This is a genomic window from Streptomyces sp. NPDC051738, assembly GCF_044453205.1.
Lineage (GTDB): Bacteria > Actinomycetota > Actinomycetes > Streptomycetales > Streptomycetaceae > Streptomyces.
The window spans coordinates 292,844-311,285 of the sequence record NZ_JBITCM010000007.1 but is presented as its reverse complement, the minus strand read 5'-3'; the positions used below and the strand labels follow the sequence as shown (position 1 = coordinate 311,285).

Here is an 18,442-nt window from a genome sequence, read left to right as displayed (position 1 = left end):
TGCGGATGTACGACCACTGTCCCGTGTCCGGGCCGAGGGGCTGAGGCCCATGCGAGCCACCCTGCGCTGGGCGCACTCCGATCTGCGCACGCACCGCGGCGAGGCGCTGTTCCTCGTCCTGGCCACGGCCGGGATCGTGGTGTCGCTGTTGCTGGCCACGGCGCTCTTCGGCTACGCCACCAACCCCTGGCAGCGCGTCTTCACCCAGGCGCACGGCGCACATGTGTGGCTGCACACCGGCTCCTCGGCCGACACCGGGAAGCTGGCCGAGCTCGACGGCGTCGAGTCGGTCGCGGGCCCCTACCCCACCGCCGACACCGTCCTCGCCGCCCGCGGCACCCGGGCCTCCGTCGAACTGCGCGGCACTCCCGAACGCCCCGCCGTCGACCGCCCGCTCCTCACCTCCGGCCGCTGGCTGGACCCCGCGAACCCCGACGGCGTCGTCCTGGAGAGCCGCCTGGCCCGAGCCCTCCTGGCGACACCCGGCGACACCCTCACGCTGCCCGGCAGCGAGACCGGCACCGACAGCGGGACGGGCACCAGTAACGACAGCGGTGTCGGCACCGGCCCGACCCGGACCCTGACCGTCCTCGGCATCGCCGACAGCGCCGAGCCGCGCTACCGGGCGGGCGAGCAGCCAGGGCTCGTCTGGGCGCAGCCGTCCGCCGTGCCCGACCCGGGCGGCCAGGTGATCGGGCTGCGCCTGACGGACCCCGACGACACGGACTACGCCGTCCAGCGCGCTGTGACCGTACTGGGCGCGGGCGCGGTCGGCGAGGTCTCCACCTGGCAACAGGCCCGCTCCGAGGCCCAGGGCGACAACCGGCTGCTCGGGCAGGTGCTGGGGCTGTTCGGGCTGGGCGCGCTGGTCGCGGCCGGGCTCGCCGTTCACGGCGCGATCGGCACCCGTATCCGCGGCCATCTGCGGGACATCTCGGTACTGAAGGCGATCGGCTTCACCCCAGGTCAGGTGGTCCGCGTCTTCCTGCTCCAGCACCTCGCCTACGCGCTCCTGGGTGCCGTGGCCGCGGCGTCCCTCATCCAGGCCCTGGGCAGCCGGATCCCGGGGCGGCTCGGGGACGCGGTCGGGGTGTGGCAGGGGCTGCCCGGGCACACCGTGGCGCTGTTCGTGGTGCCGGTGGGCGCGGTGCTGTTCATCGCCGCGACCACGGGGCTCGCGGCATGGCGCGCGGGGCGGGTGCCCCCGGTTCCGGTGCCACGGCCCGCGGCTCCGCTCGGCGGGCGGCTATCCGGTGCGGCCCGGCAGGCGCTGGGGCTGCGGCTGCCGCCAGCGCTGGTGCTGGGTTGGCACCGGGCCTTCACGCGCCGCCTGCGGTCGCTGGCCACGGTCGCCCGGCTCGCGCTGCCCCTGCTGCTGATCGTCGTGGCGATGAGCGCGTGGACCACCATCGAGCGCTTCGACAGCAGGCCCGACCAGATCGGCCTGCCCACCGCCCTCACCGCCCGCGCCGACTCCGGCCTCGCCGACCCGGACGCCCGCGCACTGCTGGAACGCGATCCACAGGTCGCCGCCGCCTACCCGGGCGTCGAGGTGGCCGCCCTGGTCCCGGGCCAGACGGCCACCATCGCGCTGCGCGGCCTCGGCACCCACCAGGACCCCTACCCGTACGCCCTGGCCGAGGGCCGCGCACCGCAGGGCCGCGACGAGGCGGTGGCCGGGCAGGGACTCCTCGACCTGCTGGACGTGCAGGTCGGCGACTGGGTCCGCATGACCGTCGGCGACCAGCCGCAGATCCTGCACATCGTCGGCCGCGGCATCGAGCCGGAGAACGCCGGCCGGGTCATCTCCACCTCCCTCGACACGCTCCGCGAGAACGACCCGAACCTGGGCCCCACCCTCTACGAACTCCGGCTCCGCCCCGGCGCCGATCCTCAGCAGGTCGCCGAGCGCCTGGCCACCACCGGCCACGGACGCCTGGACATCCACGCCGCCCCGAATCCCGCCGACGGTCTCTCCCCCCTGCGCGGCGTGGTCGTCGGCCTGATCGCCATCCTGGCCCTCATCGGCCTCATCGAACTGCTGACGGCGATCGGCGGCACCGTCCGCGAAAGCGAACGCGACCTGCTGGCCCTCAAGGCCATCGGCCTCTCCCCACGCCAGATCACCGCGATCACCGTCACCTCCACGACCTGCACCGCCCTGGCCGCCGTCGTCCTCAGCACGGCCCTGGGCACACCCCTCGCGCACTGGCTGATCGACGCCCAGGGCAGATCGAGCGGCATCGGCGCCGGGATCGCCCAGGGCCCGTCCGCCGCTCTCCTCCTGCTCTTCGGCGCCGCGGCGGTCACCGGAGCGGCCGCGCTCGCCACCGTCCCCGCCCACCGCGCGTCCCGCCACCGCCTCGCGGACACACTGAGCGCGGTTGCCTGAGCGGCGGGCGGACGCAGTCCACGGGAGGCGGACGACGGGGTGCCGCCCGCTTTCCCCGTCCCGGTCACTGCCGGCCGCGCAACTCCCGGTACTTGGCGACGAGCGCCTGAGTCGACTCGTCCAACCCCGGCACCTGAGCGCCCTCGGTCAGTGCGGGCTCGACCCGCTTGGCGAGGACCTTGCCGAGCTCGACGCCCCACTGGTCGAAGGAGTCGATGTTCCACACCGCGCCCTGCACGAACACCTTGTGCTCGTACAGCGCGATCAACTGCCCGAGCACCGACGGGGTCAGCTCACGGGCGAGGATCGTGGTCGTCGGGTGGTTGCCCAGAAACGTCTTGTGGGTCACCAGCTCCTCCGGCACCCCCTCGGCACGCACCTCCTCAGGCGTCTTACCGAACGCCAGCGCCTGCGTCTGGGCGAAGAAGTTCGCCATCAACAGGTCGTGCTGCGCCTTGAGTTCATCGCTCATCTCGGCGACCGGCTCGGCGAAGCCGATGAAGTCCGCCGGGATCAGCTTGGTGCCCTGGTGGATCAACTGGTAGTACGCGTGCTGCCCGTTGGTGCCCGGGGTGCCCCACACGATCGGCCCGGTCTGCCAGTCGACCTCGCGCCCGTCCCGGCCGACATACTTGCCGTTGGACTCCATGTCCAGCTGCTGGAGATACGCCGTGAACTTCGACAGGTAGTGGCTGTACGGCAGTACCGCATGCGACTGGGCGTCGTGGAAGTTGCCGTACCAGATGCCCAACAGGCCCAGCAGCAGCGGCACGTTGTCCTCGGCGGGCGCGGTGCGGAAGTGCTCGTCGACGATCCGGAAGCCGTCGAGCATCTCCCGGAACCGGTCGGGCCCGATGGCGATCATCAACGACAGCCCGATGGCCGAGTCGTAGGAGTAGCGCCCACCGACCCAGTCCCAGAACTCGAACATGTTCGCCGTGTCGATACCGAAGTCGGCGACCTTCTCGCCGTTCGTCGACAGCGCCACGAAGTGCCTGGCGACGGCCTCCGGCCCCGCCTTCAGCTCACCCAGCAGCCAGTTGCGCGCGGACTTGGCATTGCTGATCGTCTCGATCGTGGTGAAGGTCTTGGACGCGATGACGAACAGCGTCTCGGCGGCGTCCAGGTCACGGGTCGCCTCGTGCAGGTCGGCGCCGTCGACGTTCGACACGAAGCGGACGGTGAGGTCGCGGTCCGTGTAGCTGCGCAGCACCTCGTACGCCATCGCCGGGCCGAGGTCGGAGCCGCCGATACCGACGTTGACGATGTTCCTGATGCGCTTGCCCGTGTGGCCGGTCCAGGCGCCGGAGCGGACTCGCTCGGCGAAGTCGGCCATCTTGTCGAGTACGGCGTGCACTCCCGGCACGACGTTCTCCCCGTCGACCTCGATCACCGCGTCACGCGACGCGCGCAGCGCGGTGTGCAGCACGGCGCGGTCCTCGGTGGTGTTGATCTTCTCGCCGCGGAACATGGCGTCCCGCAGCCCGAACACGTCCGTGGCGACGGCCAGCTCGCGCAGCAGCCGCAGCGTCTCGTCGGTGACCAGGTGCTTTGAGTAGTCGATGTGCAGGTCGCCGACCTGCAGCGTGTACCCCGCGCCCCGGCCCGGGTCGGCGGCGAACAGCTCCCGCAGCCCCACCTCGCCCAGCTCCTCGCGGTGCTTGGCCAGCGCGGTCCACTCGGGCGTCCGGTTGAGCCTCGTACGGCTGTCTGCGTTCATGTCCGACTTCAGCCTTCTTTCGTGCCTGTCCCAGCTGTTCCAACCTAATTGATCAGCGCGAGGCGTGACCCGTCATGGCGTCGTCGTCCGGCGCAACAACAAGTACGTCCGGCTTGCGCACAGGTATCAGCGCGGTGAGGGCGAGCACGAAGAAGACGGCTGTGAGCAGGGGCGGGGTGTTGAGGCCCCAGGCGGTGGCGACGGCACCGCCCAGCAGGGCGCCGAGCGGCACCCCGGCGAAGGCCAGGGTCCGGAAGGCCGAGGCCACCCGACCCAGCAGTTCGGCGGGGCTGCGCTGCTGCATGAGCGTCGCCGTGTTGACGTTCCACACCATGCCCATGAGCCCGAAGACGACCAGGGCGGCCACCAGCACGGCCAGGCTGCGCACGGTGCCCATGACGACGAGGGCCGCGGTCTGCACCGCACCGGCGAGCAGCACGGCCCGGATCGCGCCCAGCCGCTTCACGATCCGGCCGTTCAGCACTCCCCCGGCCAGACCCCCGACGGTGAACGCGGCGCCGGCCGCCGCGTATCCCACAGGACCGGCGTCCAGCCACCCGGTCACCAGGACGACCAGGGTGGCGAGCTGGGCGCCCATGCCGATGTTGCACAGGGCAGTGGCGGCGCACAGCCCCCGCAGGGCCCGGTCGCGCCACAGGGTGCGCAGGCCTTCCGCGATCTCCCGGCGCAGGGTGCTTCCCGCCGGGGCCGGCTTGCGCTGGGGCGCCTCGATCGGCAGCGAGGCCACCAGCGCGGCCGCCACCAGGTAGGTGACGGCGTCGGCCGCGAACGGAACGGCGACTCCCGCCACCAGCAGCAGCGGCACGACCGGCCCGCCCACCAGCCCGCCGGCGACGCGCTGGCCGGTCATCAGGCGGGCGTTCGCACTGCCGAGGGCGTCGCGGTCCACCAGGACGGGGAGCAGGGAGGTGGCGGCGTTGTCGAACAGTATCTGGAGCGCGGTCAGGGTGAAGGCCAGCGCGATGAGCAGGCCGATCGAGGCGTGCCCGAGCGCAACGGCCACCGCGAACGCGCCGACCAGCAGGGCGCGTAACGCATCCACCGTCCACATCGCGCGCCGCTGGTCCACCCGGTCGGCGACGGCGCCGCCGAGCAGCCCGAACACGATCCACGGCAGATAGCCACAGGCGGTGACCGCGGCGATCAGCAGCGGCTGGTCCGTCAGCGTCACGGCAAGGAGCGGCAGGGCGGCCGTACGCAGGGAATCACCGAAGCTGGAGAGCACGGAGGCGCTCCACAGCCGTCCGAACCCCCCGCGCCACGCGGGCGCACACACCCCCGCCGTTCCAGCCGTCGTCACAACTCCCCCTCGGTCCATCGATGCAGAAGATCGATACACAAACCGTAGAGGGCACCACTGACAATCGGTCCGCGAGCGGCTCGGCGCCGGTGCGTCAAACGGGTCCGGCCAGGCGCCCGTAGGTACCCGGCCGGTCCTCAATTCCTAGATCTCGCCCCGCAGTTTGGCGAGTGCCTCGGCGAGGATCGCCTCGCCGTCGGCGTCGCTGCGCCGTTCCCGTACATACGCCAGGTGCGTCTTGTAGGGCTCGGTGCGCGGCGGGTCCGGCGGGTTGTCCCGGTCCTGCCCGGCGGGAAAGCCGCAGCGCGGGCAGTCCCAGGTTTCGGGGACCTGCGCGTCGCTGGCGAAGCTGGGCTGCGTCTCATGCCCGTTGGAGCACCAGAAGGAGATGCGCAGCCGGGGCGCGGACTCGCCCCGCTCGGCCTCGCCCATCGGCCCCGCCCCGACCCGGCTTCCTCGGATCGCGTTGCCACTTGCCACGGTCGTAACTCCCTGCGTGATGGTGCCGCAAAGCGAGTCGGCGTTTCGCTTCGCTGCGAGCGCCTCAGTCTACGTAAGGCCCAACGCGCGTCCAGTGATTGGAGTTACATAGCCCCTACACCAAGACGCAAGCCCCATGATAGGCCGCGCTGAGCTGCGCGTACCGAACATGGGGCCATACGTACGGATTGTGTGTGCCGGTCAGTTGTTGACCTTCATCATGATGCCGAGCACGACAATGCACGCGAACCACAGCAGACCGACCACCACGGTGATGCGGTCGAGGTTGCGCTCGGCGACCGAGGAGCCGCCGACGGACGACTGCATGCCGCCACCGAACATGTCGGAGAGACCGCCGCCCTTCCCCTTGTGCATCAGCACCAGCAGCATCAGCAGCAGGCTGAAGACGATCAGGGCGATGGAGAACCCCAGAACCACGGCTGGACCAACTTCCTCGGATTCGGATAACGACGGGGGTCGAAGCTCATTTTGTGAGCCTCATGCTCACATTCCAAGCCCCGACCCCCGCAAGGGTACGACGAATCGCCGTTACCGCATACTCACTGGTCGCGGAACCGCACGATCTTGACGAACTCGTCGGCGTCCAGGGACGCGCCCCCGACCAGGGCACCGTCGATGTCGGCCTGCGCCATGATCTCGGCGACATTGCCGGACTTCACGGAGCCGCCGTACTGGATGCGCACCTTGTCGGCCAGCTCCTGCGAGTACAGCTCGGCGACCTTGCCGCGGATGGCGGCGCAGACCTCCTGGGCGTCCTCGGCGCCGCAGACCTTGCCGGTGCCGATGGCCCAGACGGGCTCATAGGCGATGACGATGGTCTCGGCCTGCTCCGCCGAGAGGTCCTTCAGACCGCCCTCGACCTGGGCGAGAGTGTGGGAGACGTGGTTGCCCGCCTCGCGGACCTCCAGCTCCTCACCGACGCACAGGATGGGGGTGAGGCCGTGCTTGTAGGCGGCCTTGACCTTGGCGTTGACGATCTCGTCGGTCTCGGCGTGGTACTGACGGCGCTCGGAGTGGCCGATGGCCACGTACGTGCACTTCAGCTTGGCCAGCATCGGGCCGGAGATCTCGCCGGTGTAGGCGCCGGAGTCCTGTGCCGAGATGTCCTGGGCGCCGTACTTGATCTTCAGCTTGTCGCCGTCGACCAGGGTCTGCACGGAGCGCAGGTCGGTGAAGGGCGGCAGGACGGCGACCTCGACGGCCTCGTAGTCCTTGTCGGCCAGGGCGAAGGCGAGCTTCTGGACATGGGCGATGGCCTCGAGGTGGTTGAGGTTCATCTTCCAGTTGCCCGCCATCAGCGGCGTGCGCGTGCTCATAAAGAGTCAGTCCTCCAGTGCGGCGAGGCCGGGGAGCGTCTTGCCCTCGAGGTATTCGAGGGAGGCGCCGCCACCGGTCGAGATGTGGCCGAATGCAGTCTCGTCGAAGCCCAGGGTGCGGACGGCCGCAGCGGAGTCGCCGCCGCCGACCACGGTGAAGCCCTTGGATTCGACGAGGGCCTGGGCGACCGCCTTGGTGCCCTCGGCGTAGTCGGGGTGCTCGAAGACGCCCATGGGGCCGTTCCAGAAGACGGTGCCGGCGTCGGCGAGCTTCGAGGCGTACAGCTTGCGGGTCTCCGGACCGATGTCCAGGCCCTCCTGGTCGGCGGGGATGGCGTCCGCGGCGACGGTCGTGGGGTTGGCCGGGGCCTTGGTCTTCAGGTCCGGGAACTCGGTGGCGACCAGGACGTCGACCGGCAGGACGAGCTCGACGCCGGTCTTCTCCGCGCGCTCGATGTACTCCTGCACGGCCGGGATCTGGTCCTCCTGGAGGAGGGAGATGCCGACCTCGTGGCCCTTGGCCTTGAGGAAGGTGTAAGCCATACCGCCACCGATGAGGAGGCGGTCGGCCTTGCCGAGCAGCTGGTCGATCACGGCGAGCTTGTCGGAGACCTTGGCGCCACCGAGCGCGACGACGTACGGCCGCTTGACGTCCTCGGTGAGCTTCTTCAGGACGCCGACCTCGGTCGCGATGAGGTGACCGGCGTAGTGCGGCAGGCGCGCCGGGAGGTCGTACACCGAGGCGTGCTTGCGGTGCACCGCGCCGAAGCCGTCACCGACGTACACGTCGACGAGGGCGGCGAGCTGGTCGGCGAAGGCGCCGCGCTCGGCGTCGTCCTTGCTCGTCTCACCGGCGTTGAAGCGCAGGTTCTCGACGACCGCGACCTGGCCGTCGGTGAGGCCCGCGACCGTGGACGTGGCGGACTCGCCGACCGTGTCGGTCGCGAACGCGACGTCGGCACCGAGGAGTTCACCCAGGCGCGCGGCGGCGGGCGCGAGGGAGAACTCCGGGTCCGGAGCGCCCTTGGGGCGGCCCAGGTGCGAGGCGACGACGACGCGCGCGCCCGCCTCGGCCAGCGCCTTGACGGTGGGCAGCACGGCGCGGATACGGCCGTCGTCGGTGATGGTGGTGCCGTCCAGCGGCACGTTCAGGTCGGCGCGGACGAAGACCCGCTTGCCGGCGACGCCTTCGGAGAGAAGTTCGTCGATCGTCTTCATGAAGGGGACTCCTGAGAAGGGCTCGTGATCGCTCGGAAACGCTCGTGATCCAACAGGTCTGATCTGCACGTGAGTCAGGGCTCGGGCGACGCGTCCCTGCGCCGCCCGAGCCCTGCACTCACATCAAGGTGCCTGCTCTGGATATCAGAGCTGGTTGCCGACGAAGACCGTGAGGTCGACGAGGCGGTTGGAGTAGCCCCACTCGTTGTCGTACCAGCCGAGGATCTTCACCGAGTTGCCCTCCTGGACCATGGTCAGGGAGGAGTCGAAGGTGCAGGAGGCCGGGTCGCTGACGATGTCCGAGGAGACGATCGCGTCCTCGGTGTACGCCAGGTAGCCCGCCAGGTCGCCGTCCTCGGAGGCCTTCTTGAACGCGGCGTTGACCTCGTCCTTGGTGACCTCGCGCTGCAGCGTGACGACCAGGTCGGTGGCCGAACCGGTCGGGACCGGGACGCGCATCGCGATGCCGTCCAGCTTGCCCTTGAGCTGCGGCAGGACCAGCGCGGTGGCCTTCGCGGCACCCGTGGTGGTCGGGATGATGTTCTCGGCGGCGGCGCGGGCACGACGCAGGTCCGAGTGCGGGAAGTCCAGGATGCGCTGGTCGTTGGTGTACGCGTGGACCGTCGTCATCAGACCCTTGACGATGCCGAAGTTCTCGTCGAGGACCTTGGCCATCGGCGCCACACAGTTGGTGGTGCAGGAGGCGTTGGAGATGACGTGATGGTTCGCCGGGTCGTACTTGTCCTGGTTGACGCCCATCACGATGGTGATGTCCTCGTCCTTGGCCGGGGCCGAGATGAGGACCTTCTTGGCGCCGCCGGCGAGGTGCTTCGCGGCGTCGGCCTTCTTCGTGAAGATGCCCGTCGACTCGATGACGATGTCGACGCCCAGCTCGCCCCACGGGATGTCGGCGGGGTTGCGCTCGGACAGGACTTTGATGGTGTGCCCGTCGACGGTGATCGTGTCGGCGGTGTGCGACACCTCGGCCTTGAGGCGGCCCAGGATGGTGTCGTACTTCAGCAGGTGCGCCGTGGTCGCGGTGTCACCCAGGTCGTTGACAGCCACGATCTCGATGTCAGCACCCTGCTCCAGCAGTGCGCGGAAGTAGTTGCGACCGATACGACCGAAGCCGTTGATGCCTACGCGGATCGTCACGAACCGATCTCCTCGTTGGTACGCCGGCCATGCGGTGCCGGCGAGCTCTATTTGGGATGTCCCCGACCGCCTACGACCCTACCTCTCTGAGGCCTCCGTGGTGACATCCAGATGTCCCATACACGGCACGGCGGCCCGTACCCGTCAGTAGGGGTACGGACCGCCCTGCTTTGAAGCCCTGATCACTCGATTTGGTCACGGTGCGTCGCGCACTGTTGACCTCGGCGTGTCACTGATCAAGTGAGGAGAGGGCCTTTCCGATGAGCGCCGCCCGATCGGCCGCCGCGGTGACGTGTTCCAGGCCGAAGCCCAGCAGCACGGTGTCGTCCGTGGTGACCGCTCCATAGGTCTGGAACAGCGCTCCGGTGCGCGCCCAGTCCTTGAGCACGGCCGGGCTGCCCGCGGGCGGTCCGGTCACGCTCCAGGCGCCGAGCGACGTCTCGAAGCCCTCGGTCTCGGTCGCCGTACCGCCGACGACCAGCGAGGTCTCGTCGGCGAGGACACCGCGACCGCCGAAGGCCGGGTCGCTGACATAGCCGATCGAGACCTCGACCGACTTGCCGGCGTACGCGCTCAGGTCGAAGGCGACCTGCTGCCAGCCGTCGGAGGCGCCGGTGAGGGCGTTCCACGAACCGGTGCTGCCGGTGGCGGTGCAGCCGTCGGCGGCCACGGTGAGGTAGTGAGCCAGCCAGGGGTGCTCACCCACATAGAACCCCGCCTCGCAGTCCGCCGGCACGGTGGCGCTGGTGGCGCCGCCCGCCTCGGGGAGCGTCGTCCAGTCTTCGGCCCCGGTGGTGTGGGCCTCGACGAGGACGTTGTCGTAGCCGGGCTCGACGTCCCACAGCAGTTGGGTGCGCAGCGTCGGCTTGTCCGCCGCGGTCACCCCGGTGAGATCGACGGTCCTGGTCAGCCGCTTGTAGGCGTCGTCGGTGTGGACGGCGGCCGCCATGGAGGAACCCGCGTACGGCCCGTACGGGTTGACGGTCCCGGCGAACTGGCCCGCGCCCGCACTGGCGAACTGCGGGTACGTGTCGGCGGCCAGCTCGTCCGACGTGACGCTGTAGGTCCCCGCCTTGTCGAGCGGGTTGCCGGTGGCCTCGCCGAGCGCTCCGGTGAAGCCGCCGAGGCTGCCGGAGCCGGTGAATCCGGTGGCCCCGGGGGTCGACGTACGGGTGTAGGCGCCCAGGTAGTACTGGCTGAAGTCGTTCGAGAGGGTGCCGCCGCCGAGGTCGACGTTGCCGCCGGCCTCCTCGCCCGCCTCCATCAGCTTGCCGCCCTCGTTGAGGTAGGCGCGCAGCTGGAGTTGGGTGGCGTTGCCCGGGACCTTCGCGCCGGTGTAGTGGACGACGGCGTCGAAGTGGCCCAGCACGCCGAGCGCGTCGGGCGCTCCCTGCGTGGCGACGTCCCAGACGATCGCCTTACGGCCGTTGGCCTTGAGCGCGTCGACGTACTTCTGCGCGTGCGTGGCGGTGGCGCCTTCCTCGGCGACCACGAGGACGTCCGCGCGCGGCCGCTCGGCCACGGTGTACGTGAAGTGCTCGCTGGAGACCTTCTTTCCGCTCCTCCTCTCGCCGGTGAACCACACCTCGACCTTGTCGCCCGGATCGCCGTCGGCGACCTTGGCCCGGTACTCGTCGAAGTGGAGGTTGTCCTCACCGCCGTACGTCTCGCCGCCCTTCCAGGCCTTGAGCGCCATGTCCTCCGTACGGCCGCCGTTGACGCGGTACTTGAGCTCCTTGTCGCGCACGGACTTCCGTGCGACGACCGAGACCTCCTGGTCCGCGCCGCGCGAGTACGACGTGGTGAAGGGCGCCGGGGTGAAGTCGGCGGCGCTCAGGCCGACCGAGGACTTCGGCTGGTCGGGCTTGGCGGCGGACTCGGCGACGGAGAGCGCGAACGGGACGTTCTTGGCGAACTCCTGCTGGATCAGCTTCTCGTCGTCCGGGAAGTTGAAGACCGACTGGCAGTCCCGTGCGTTCCACTGGTCGTTCGGGTCGATGTTCGACGCGGTCTGGCAGGTCGACATCTCGGGCGTGAACATCGCGATGCCGTTGAGGTTGGCGGAGTGGCCGTCGGTCTCGCCGTTGGTGGTGTACAGCTCCGAGGAGACCTGCGGGTGGTAGCCCGGGATCGCGGGGTTCTCGGGAGTGCCGGCTAGGGCCTCGTAGAGGACGTCGTCCGGTGTGTCCGTGGCCACCTGCCAGCCGACGCCGTAGAGGATGAGCTCGGCGGCGGAGTGGTAGTTGATGCCGTACTCGAATCCGATGCGCTTCTGGAAGGCGTCCATCGCCTGCGTTTCGGGCTCGGAGGCCGGGGACGCGCCGCGGTAGGTCTCACTGGTGGGGTTGGGGGACGAACCCTCGTCGTCGTAGCCCCACTTGTAGGCGAAGTTGCGGTTGGGATCGACGCCGTCGCCAGTGCTGATGACACCGTCGCCGTTGATGTCGCGCAGGTTCTTGCGCCACAGGCGGGTGCTGGAGTCCTTGAAGGTGTAGTCGTAGCCGTCGGGGTTGGCCGAGAGGACGAACCACAGCTCGGTCGAGTCGACGATCTTCTTGACGCGCTTGTCCGTCTTGTAGTTGTCCAGGTAGTAGTGCATCAGACGCCGGGTCATCTCCGGCGTGATCCACTCGCGCGCGTGCTGGTTGGAGACGTAGAGAGTGGAGGGCTTGGCGCCGTCCTTCGTCTTCTTGGCGTTCTTGGTGAGCTTGAGTGCCAGGATGTCCTGGCCGTTGATCGTCTTACCGATGGAGACGACCTTGGTGAGGCCGGGGTTCTCCTGCCCGGTCCGGACGATCTCCTCCTTGAGCCCCCCACTCCCGCTGTACGGGCGGTACACGCCCTCCGCGGCCTTCTCGGTGCGGGCCTCGGCCTTGGCGGAGAGGTCGTGCTCGGTGAGCTCCACGCCCTGCTTGCCGAGTTTCCTGGCCTGGTCGTCGGTGAGGTAGACCTCGACGGTGGCCGTGCCCTTCTCGGGCGCCTGCTCACTGAGTTCGTGGCCGTCCTGGCCGGCCGCCAGCAGCAGGGGTATCTGCTTCTTGGTGACCTCGGCGCGGAAGACCTTGACTTCGTTCGGGTCGGTCTCCGGTGAACTTCCCGGTTGTGCCTGGGCGATGGGTGCGATGCTCGCTCCGCCTATCAGGAGCGCACCGGCAGCGAGGATCGATCTCGCTCTGGGTCTCATGAACCCCCCTAGCAGTCTTTCGCCACAGTGACGAATGGCTGCCAGGCTCATGCCATTTCACGGTCCAGTCAAGAGTGCCGCAAAGACAGACAAATACCGGTGCCGACGTCCCAAGTGGACTTCGGCACCGGCAGGTTGACGATCTTTCAGGTCACCCGGCGAGGTTGTCCGCCAGTTCCTCGGAGAGGTTGGCCTCCGTGCCCGGGATGCCGAGGTCCTGGGCCCGCTTGTCGGCCATGGCCAGCAGGCGGCGGATACGGCCGGCCACGGCGTCCTTCGTCAGCGGCGGGTCGGCGAGCGCGCCCAGCTCCTCCAGGGAGGCCTGCTTGTGCTCCATGCGCAGGCGCCCGGCGGCGGCGAGGTGCTCGGGGACCTCCTCGGCGAGGATCTCCAGGGCACGCTGGACTCTCGCCCCGGCTGCGACTGCCGCGCGCGCGGAGCGGCGGAGGTTGGCGTCGTCGAAGTTGGCGAGGCGGTTCGCGGTGGCGCGGACCTCGCGGCGCATCCGGCGCTCTTCCCAGGCGAGCACGGACTCGTGCGCGCCGAGCCGGGTCAGCAGGGCACCGATCGCGTCGCCGTCCCGGACGACCACGCGGTCCACGCCGCGCACCTCGCGGGCCTTGGCGGCGATCGACAGCCGGCGGGCGGCGCCGACCAGGGCGAGCGCGGCCTCGGGGCCTGGGCAGGTCACCTCCAGGGAGGACGAGCGGCCGGGCTCGGTGAGCGAGCCGTGCGCCAGGAAGGCGCCGCGCCAGGCGGCCTCGGCGTCGCAGGTCGCCCCGGAGACCACCTGCGGGGGCAGCCCACGGATCGGGCGCCCCCGTCCGTCGACCAGGCCGGTCTGGCGGGCCAGCTGGTCACCGCCCGCGACCACCCGCACGACGTAGCGCGAACCGCGGCGCAGCCCGCCCGGCGCCATCACGATCAGCTCGGAGCTGTGGCCGAAGATCTCCAGAATGTCCCGCTTGAGCCGACGGGCCGCCATCGCGGTGTCCAGCTCCGCCTCGATCACGATGCGCCCGCTCACCAGGTGGAGGCCGCCGGCGAACCGCAGAATGGCGGAGACCTCCGCCTTCCTGCAGCAGGTCCGGGTGACGGGGAGCCGGGAGATCTCATCCTTCACCGCTGCCGTCATCGCCATGGGCCGATCCTTCCATGCATCCGAAAAATACGGTCGTACGCGGCGGCGAGGAGCTCCGGGTCGTGCCGGGGCGTCCCGTCCGTCCAGGCCACCGGGGCCAGCTCGACCGCGGCACCGAGCCGCTTGGCGGCCTCGGTGAGCACATCGCGGTCGCGCACGGCGGCCTCGTCGGCCAGCACCACGTCCAGGGCGAGTTTAGGGGCGTGTCGTCCCAAAACCTCCAAATGACGCTGCGGGGAGAAGCCTTCGGTTTCTCCGGGTTGCGGCGCGAGGTTCAGCGAGAGTACCCGGCGCGCCTTCGTCTCGGTGAGGGCGTCCAGGAGCTCGGGCACGAGCAGGTGCGGGATGACCGAGGAGAACCAGGAGCCCGGGCCGAGCACCACCCAGTCCGCGTCCCGGACGGCGGCGACGGCCTCCGGGACGGCGGGCGGGTCGTGCGGCACGACGTGCACCGACTGCACTTCGCCGGGGGTGAGGGCCACGTTGGCCTGGCCGCGGACGGTGTCGACGTCCTCCGGCCGGTCCGGGTCGTGCCCCTTGACCAGGGCCTGCAGTTCCAGCGGTACGGCGGACATGGGCAGCACCCGCCCGTGCGCACCGAGCAGCTTGCCGACCAGGTCGAGCGCCTGGACGTGGTCGCCGAGCTGCTCCCACAGGGCGACGATCAGCAGATTACCGACCGCGTGGTCGTGCAGGTCGCCCTTGGAGTGGAAGCGGTGCTGGATGACGCGGGCCCAGGTCTGGCCCCAGTCGTCGTCGCCGCACAGCGCGGCCAGCGCCTTGCGCAGGTCCCCGGGCGGCAGCACGCCCAGTTCGTCGCGCAGGCGCCCACTGGAGCCGCCGTCGTCGGCCACGGTGACGACGGCGGTGAGGTCGCCGGTGATCCGGCGCAGCGCGGCGAGCGAGGCGGACAGGCCCATGCCGCCGCCGAGGGCGACGACCTTGGGCTGGGTGCCCCGGCGGCGCGGCTTGGCACCGCGAGCCTCGACGGGCCGGCCGGCCCGCGACTCGGGCACCGCGCGGCGCAGCCTGCTCAGCCGCGGAGTACGTCCCGTCATTCCCGTCCCATGTCCCGGTGTACGACCACCGTCTCCACGCCCTGGGAGGCAAGGCGTGCCGCGAGCTTCTCGGAGGTGGCGACCGAGCGGTGCTTGCCGCCGGTGCAGCCGACCGCGATCGTCACGTACCGCTTGCCCTCACGACGGTAACCGGCCGCGATCAGCTGCAGCAGTTCGGAGTAGCGGTCGATGAACTCCTTCGCGCCGGGCTGGTTGAAGACGTACGCCGAGACCTCCTCGTTCAGGCCGGTGAAGGGGCGCAGCTCCGGGACCCAGTGCGGGTTGGGCAGGAAGCGCATGTCCACGACCAGGTCGGCATCGACCGGCAGGCCGTACTTGAAGCCGAAGGACATGACGGTGGCCCGCAGCTCGGGCTCCTCCTCGCCGGCGAACTGGGCGTCCATCTTGGCCCGCAGCTCGTGCACGTTCAGGCTCGAGGTGTCGATCACCAGGTCGGCGTCGCCACGCAGCTCGCGCAGCAGCTCGCGCTCGGCGGCGATGCCGTCGACGATACGGCCGTCGCCCTGCAGGGGGTGCGGGCGGCGCACCGACTCGAAGCGGCGCACCAGGGCGTCGTCGGAGGACTCCAGGAAGACGACCCTCCGCGTCACACTCCGACTGTCGAGGTCGGAGAGGGACTCGCGGAGGTTGTCGAAGAAGCGCCGGCCGCGGACGTCGACGACGACCGCGATCCGCGCCACGTTGCCCTGGGACCGAGCGCCGAGCTCCACCATGGTGGGGATCAGCGCGGGCGGCAGGTTGTCGACGACGAACCAGCCGAGGTCCTCCAGACACTTGGCGGCCGTCGAGCGGCCCGCCCCGGACATGCCGGAGATGATCACCAGCTCGGGGATGGCCGCCTCGGGGACCCCGGCTGAGTCGTTAGCTGTACTCACCTGTGCTCCGTCTTTCTGGAGTGCGTCCTGCTGGGTGAGATCCTCGCCGGTTTTCTTGTGTGTTTCCTGGGCTTGCTGATCTCGCTCGCCCGTGGGCTGTGTGTGGTGCTCGCTCATCTCTCCTGCCCCCGTCGTTCGTCCGGGGCGCCCGCGGACACGGGCTCCCCCGAGGTCTCCGCCGTCGTTTCGGATTCCTCGTCTTCCATGATCTCTCCAGTCGCCGTGTTCACGGCGGGTGCGGCCGGGGCCGCCTGGGCGAGGGCCACGGCGATCGTCTCGGCCGTTTTGCGACCTATGCCCGGAACCTCGCAGATCTGGTCGATTGTCGCCGATCGCAGCTTCTTCACCGAACCGAAGTGCTTGATCAGCGCCTGCTTGCGCGTTTCGCCGAGGCCGGGGACATCATCCAGCGGGCTCGACCGGAAACGCTTGGCGCGCTTGGTGCGCTGGTAGGTGATCGCGAAGCGGTGCGCCTCGTCCCGGACGCGCTGGAGCAGATAGAGGCCCTCGCTGGTACGCGGCAGGACGACCGGGTCGTCGTCGCCGGGCAGCCACACCTCCTCCAGGCGCTTGGCGAGGCCGCAGACGGCGATGTCGTCGATGCCGAGCTCGTCCAGGGCCCGCTGAGCGGCCGCGACCTGCGGCTGGCCGCCGTCGACGACGACGAGCTGCGGAGGGTAGGCGAAGCGCTTGGGGCGGCCCTCGTCGTCCTTGAGTCCGTTGGTGAGGGGGGCGGAGGTGGTGTCGACGAGGGGGTCCGAGGAGGTGTCGGTCAGGGAGTCGGAGGAGGTCAGGGGGCTTTCGTTGTCGGAGGGGGCGAGGGTGTTCTCGCCGTCGCTCCACTCGCCTGTCCTCTCCTTCTCGGCGAGGTAGCGCCTGAAGCGGCGGGTGACCACCTCGTGCATGGAGCGGACGTCGTCCTGGCCCTCGAAGCCCTTGATCTGGAAGCGGCGGTACTCGCTCTTGCGCTGCAGCCCGTCCTCGAAGACGACCATGGAGGCCACGACGTCGTCGCCCTGGAGGTGCGAGATGTCGTAGCACTCGATCCTGAGCGGGGCGCTGTCCAGGTCGAGGGCGTCGGCGATCTCCTCCAGGGCGCGCGAGCGCGTGGTCAGGTCGGAGGCGCGCTTGGTCTTGTGCAGGACGAGCGCCTGCTGAGCGTTGCGCTCGACGGTCTCCATGAGGGCACGCTTGTCGCCGCGCTGGGGGATGCGCAACGAGACGTTCGAGCCGCGCCGCCCGGTCAGCCACTCCTGCACCGGCTCCACCGGGTCGGGCAGGGCGGGGACGAGGACCTCCTTGGGGACGGCGTCCCCGGTCTCCTCGCCGTAGAGCTGCTGGAGTGCGTGCTCGACGAGGGCGCCGGTGGTGATCTCCTCGACCTTGTCGGTGACCCAGCCGCGCTGGCCGCGCACCCGGCCGCCGCGCACGTGGAAGATCTGCACGGCCGCCTCCAGCTCGTCCTCGGCGACCGCGATGAGGTCGGCGTCGGTCGCGTCGGCGAGCACGACCGCGTTCTTCTCCATGGCCTTCTTCAGCGCCTCGATGTCGTCGCGCAGGCGGGCGGCCCGCTCGTACTCCATCTCCTCGGCCGCCTCCATCATCTGCTTCTCCAGGCGGCGCAGATAGGTGGCCGTGCGGCCGGTCATGAAGTCGCAGAACTCCTCGGCCAGTTCACGGTGCTCCTCGGCGGAGACGCGGTCCACGCAGGGGGCGGAGCACTTGCCGATGTAGCCGAGCAGGCAGGGGCGGCCGGTGCGGCGGGCGTTCTTGAAGACGCCGGCCGAGCAGGTGCGCACGGGGAAGACGCGCAGGAGGAGGTCCACGGTGTCGCGGATCGCCCACGCGTGCGCGTACGGCCCGAAATACCTGACGCTCTTCTTCTTGTGACCGCGCATCACCTGTACGCGCGGGAACTCCTCGTTCATCGTCACCGCGAGGTACGGGTAGCTCTTGTCGTCGCGGTACTTGACGTTGAACCGGGGGTCGTACTCCTTGATCCAGGAGTACTCCAGCTGCAGGGCCTCGACCTCCGTGGACACCACGGTCCACTCCACGGACGCGGCCGTGGTGACCATCGTACGGGTGCGCGGGTGCAGGCCCGCCAGGTCCTGGAAGTAGTTCGCCAGGCGCTGGCGCAGGCTCTTCGCCTTTCCGACGTAGATCACCCGGCGGTGCTCGTCACGGAACCTGTACACCCCGGGAGAGTCCGGGATCTGTCCCGGCTTGGGGCGGTAGCTGGAGGGATCGGCCATGTCTCACACCCTACTGGCGAGCGGTGACAGTCCGGTGAGGCTGTGGATAACCCCCTTCCGTGGTCAGCGGGACTCCATGGACGCCAGAACGGCCAGGACGCGGCGGTGGTCGTCGCTGTCGTCCTGGAGGCGGTGGCTGCCCAGGATGCGGCGGACGTGCTTCTCGACGGTGCCCTCGGTGACCCGCAGGCGGACGCCTGTCCCCGCGTTCGAGCGACTCTCGGCCCTCGGCCCTCGCGGCGAGCACCTCAGCGCTCGCGGGTGCTGAGGTGGGCGAGCGGGTCG

At 70.0% G+C, this 18,442-nt stretch carries 13 protein-coding genes; 1 reads left to right on the top strand and 12 read right to left on the bottom strand.

Going from position 1 to position 18,442, the window contains the following annotated elements:
- Window positions 1-49: 49 nt before the first annotated feature.
- Entirely contained in the window at window positions 50-2,392 is a 2,343-nt protein-coding gene (locus tag ACIA8X_RS19065) for an ABC transporter permease (protein ID WP_393442802.1), read from the top strand.
- Window positions 2,393-2,456: 64 nt separating this feature from the next.
- Here ACIA8X_RS19065 and pgi read toward each other — a convergent pair whose 3' ends face one another.
- The 12 genes from pgi to uvrC form a co-directional block, all read right to left on the bottom strand.
- Window positions 2,457-4,112, bottom strand: a complete 1,656-nt coding sequence (gene pgi / locus ACIA8X_RS19060; protein ID WP_393442800.1) for a glucose-6-phosphate isomerase — start codon at window positions 4,110-4,112, stop codon at window positions 2,457-2,459.
- 52 nt (window positions 4,113-4,164) lie between these two features.
- Window positions 4,165-5,451, bottom strand: a complete 1,287-nt coding sequence (locus ACIA8X_RS19055) for an MFS transporter (RefSeq protein ID WP_393442798.1) — start codon at window positions 5,449-5,451, stop codon at window positions 4,165-4,167.
- Window positions 5,452-5,577: 126 nt separating this feature from the next.
- Window positions 5,578-5,913, bottom strand: a complete 336-nt coding sequence (locus tag ACIA8X_RS19050) for an RNA polymerase-binding protein RbpA (protein WP_003976875.1) — start codon at window positions 5,911-5,913, stop codon at window positions 5,578-5,580.
- A gap of 201 nt (window positions 5,914-6,114) precedes the next feature.
- Window positions 6,115-6,345, bottom strand: coding sequence for a preprotein translocase subunit SecG (gene secG / locus ACIA8X_RS19045; protein WP_016826779.1), 231 nt, complete (start codon window positions 6,343-6,345; stop codon window positions 6,115-6,117).
- A gap of 128 nt (window positions 6,346-6,473) precedes the next feature.
- On the bottom strand, window positions 6,474-7,250 hold the full coding sequence (gene tpiA / locus ACIA8X_RS19040; RefSeq protein ID WP_393442796.1) for a triose-phosphate isomerase: 777 nt from the start codon (window positions 7,248-7,250) through the stop codon (window positions 6,474-6,476).
- 6 nt (window positions 7,251-7,256) lie between these two features.
- On the bottom strand, window positions 7,257-8,468 hold the full coding sequence (locus ACIA8X_RS19035) for a phosphoglycerate kinase (RefSeq protein WP_393442794.1): 1,212 nt from the start codon (window positions 8,466-8,468) through the stop codon (window positions 7,257-7,259).
- A gap of 144 nt (window positions 8,469-8,612) precedes the next feature.
- Window positions 8,613-9,623, bottom strand: a complete 1,011-nt coding sequence (gap, locus tag ACIA8X_RS19030; RefSeq protein ID WP_093907185.1) for a type I glyceraldehyde-3-phosphate dehydrogenase — start codon at window positions 9,621-9,623, stop codon at window positions 8,613-8,615.
- Between the two features lie 229 nt (window positions 9,624-9,852).
- Window positions 9,853-12,807, bottom strand: coding sequence for a M14 family zinc carboxypeptidase (locus ACIA8X_RS19025; RefSeq protein WP_393442792.1), 2,955 nt, complete (start codon window positions 12,805-12,807; stop codon window positions 9,853-9,855).
- 151 nt (window positions 12,808-12,958) lie between these two features.
- Complete coding sequence (whiA, locus tag ACIA8X_RS19020; protein WP_093907183.1) at window positions 12,959-13,948, bottom strand: DNA-binding protein WhiA; 990 nt, start codon at window positions 13,946-13,948, stop codon at window positions 12,959-12,961.
- Window positions 13,939-15,006, bottom strand: coding sequence for a uridine diphosphate-N-acetylglucosamine-binding protein YvcK (gene yvcK / locus ACIA8X_RS19015; protein ID WP_393442790.1), 1,068 nt, complete (start codon window positions 15,004-15,006; stop codon window positions 13,939-13,941). Before yvcK ends, whiA begins: the two co-directional genes overlap by 10 nt.
- On the bottom strand, window positions 15,003-16,019 hold the full coding sequence (rapZ, locus tag ACIA8X_RS19010; RefSeq protein WP_393442788.1) for an RNase adapter RapZ: 1,017 nt from the start codon (window positions 16,017-16,019) through the stop codon (window positions 15,003-15,005). The genes yvcK and rapZ overlap by 4 nt, the downstream gene beginning before the upstream one ends.
- Entirely contained in the window at window positions 16,016-18,157 is a 2,142-nt protein-coding gene (gene uvrC / locus ACIA8X_RS19005) for an excinuclease ABC subunit UvrC (protein ID WP_393442786.1), read from the bottom strand. The genes rapZ and uvrC overlap by 4 nt, the downstream gene beginning before the upstream one ends.
- Window positions 18,158-18,442: the final 285 nt, after the last annotated feature.

Bases quoted from the DNA above. Each gene is read 5' to 3' on its own strand.
- ACIA8X_RS19065 (WP_393442802.1), top strand. From the start codon at position 50: ATGCGAGCCACCCTGCGCTGGGCGCACTCCGATCTGCGCACGCACCGC.
- pgi (WP_393442800.1), bottom strand. From the start codon at position 4,112: ATGAACGCAGACAGCCGTACGAGGCTCAACCGGACGCCCGAGTGGACC.
- ACIA8X_RS19055 (WP_393442798.1), bottom strand. From the start codon at position 5,451: ATGGACCGAGGGGGAGTTGTGACGACGGCTGGAACGGCGGGGGTGTGT.
- tpiA (WP_393442796.1), bottom strand. From the start codon at position 7,250: ATGAGCACGCGCACGCCGCTGATGGCGGGCAACTGGAAGATGAACCTC.
- ACIA8X_RS19035 (WP_393442794.1), bottom strand. From the start codon at position 8,468: ATGAAGACGATCGACGAACTTCTCTCCGAAGGCGTCGCCGGCAAGCGG.
- ACIA8X_RS19025 (WP_393442792.1), bottom strand. From the start codon at position 12,807: ATGAGACCCAGAGCGAGATCGATCCTCGCTGCCGGTGCGCTCCTGATA.
- whiA (WP_093907183.1), bottom strand. From the start codon at position 13,948: ATGGCGATGACGGCAGCGGTGAAGGATGAGATCTCCCGGCTCCCCGTC.
- yvcK (WP_393442790.1), bottom strand. From the start codon at position 15,006: ATGACGGGACGTACTCCGCGGCTGAGCAGGCTGCGCCGCGCGGTGCCC.
- rapZ (WP_393442788.1), bottom strand. From the start codon at position 16,019: ATGAGCGAGCACCACACACAGCCCACGGGCGAGCGAGATCAGCAAGCC.
- uvrC (WP_393442786.1), bottom strand. From the start codon at position 18,157: ATGGCCGATCCCTCCAGCTACCGCCCCAAGCCGGGACAGATCCCGGAC.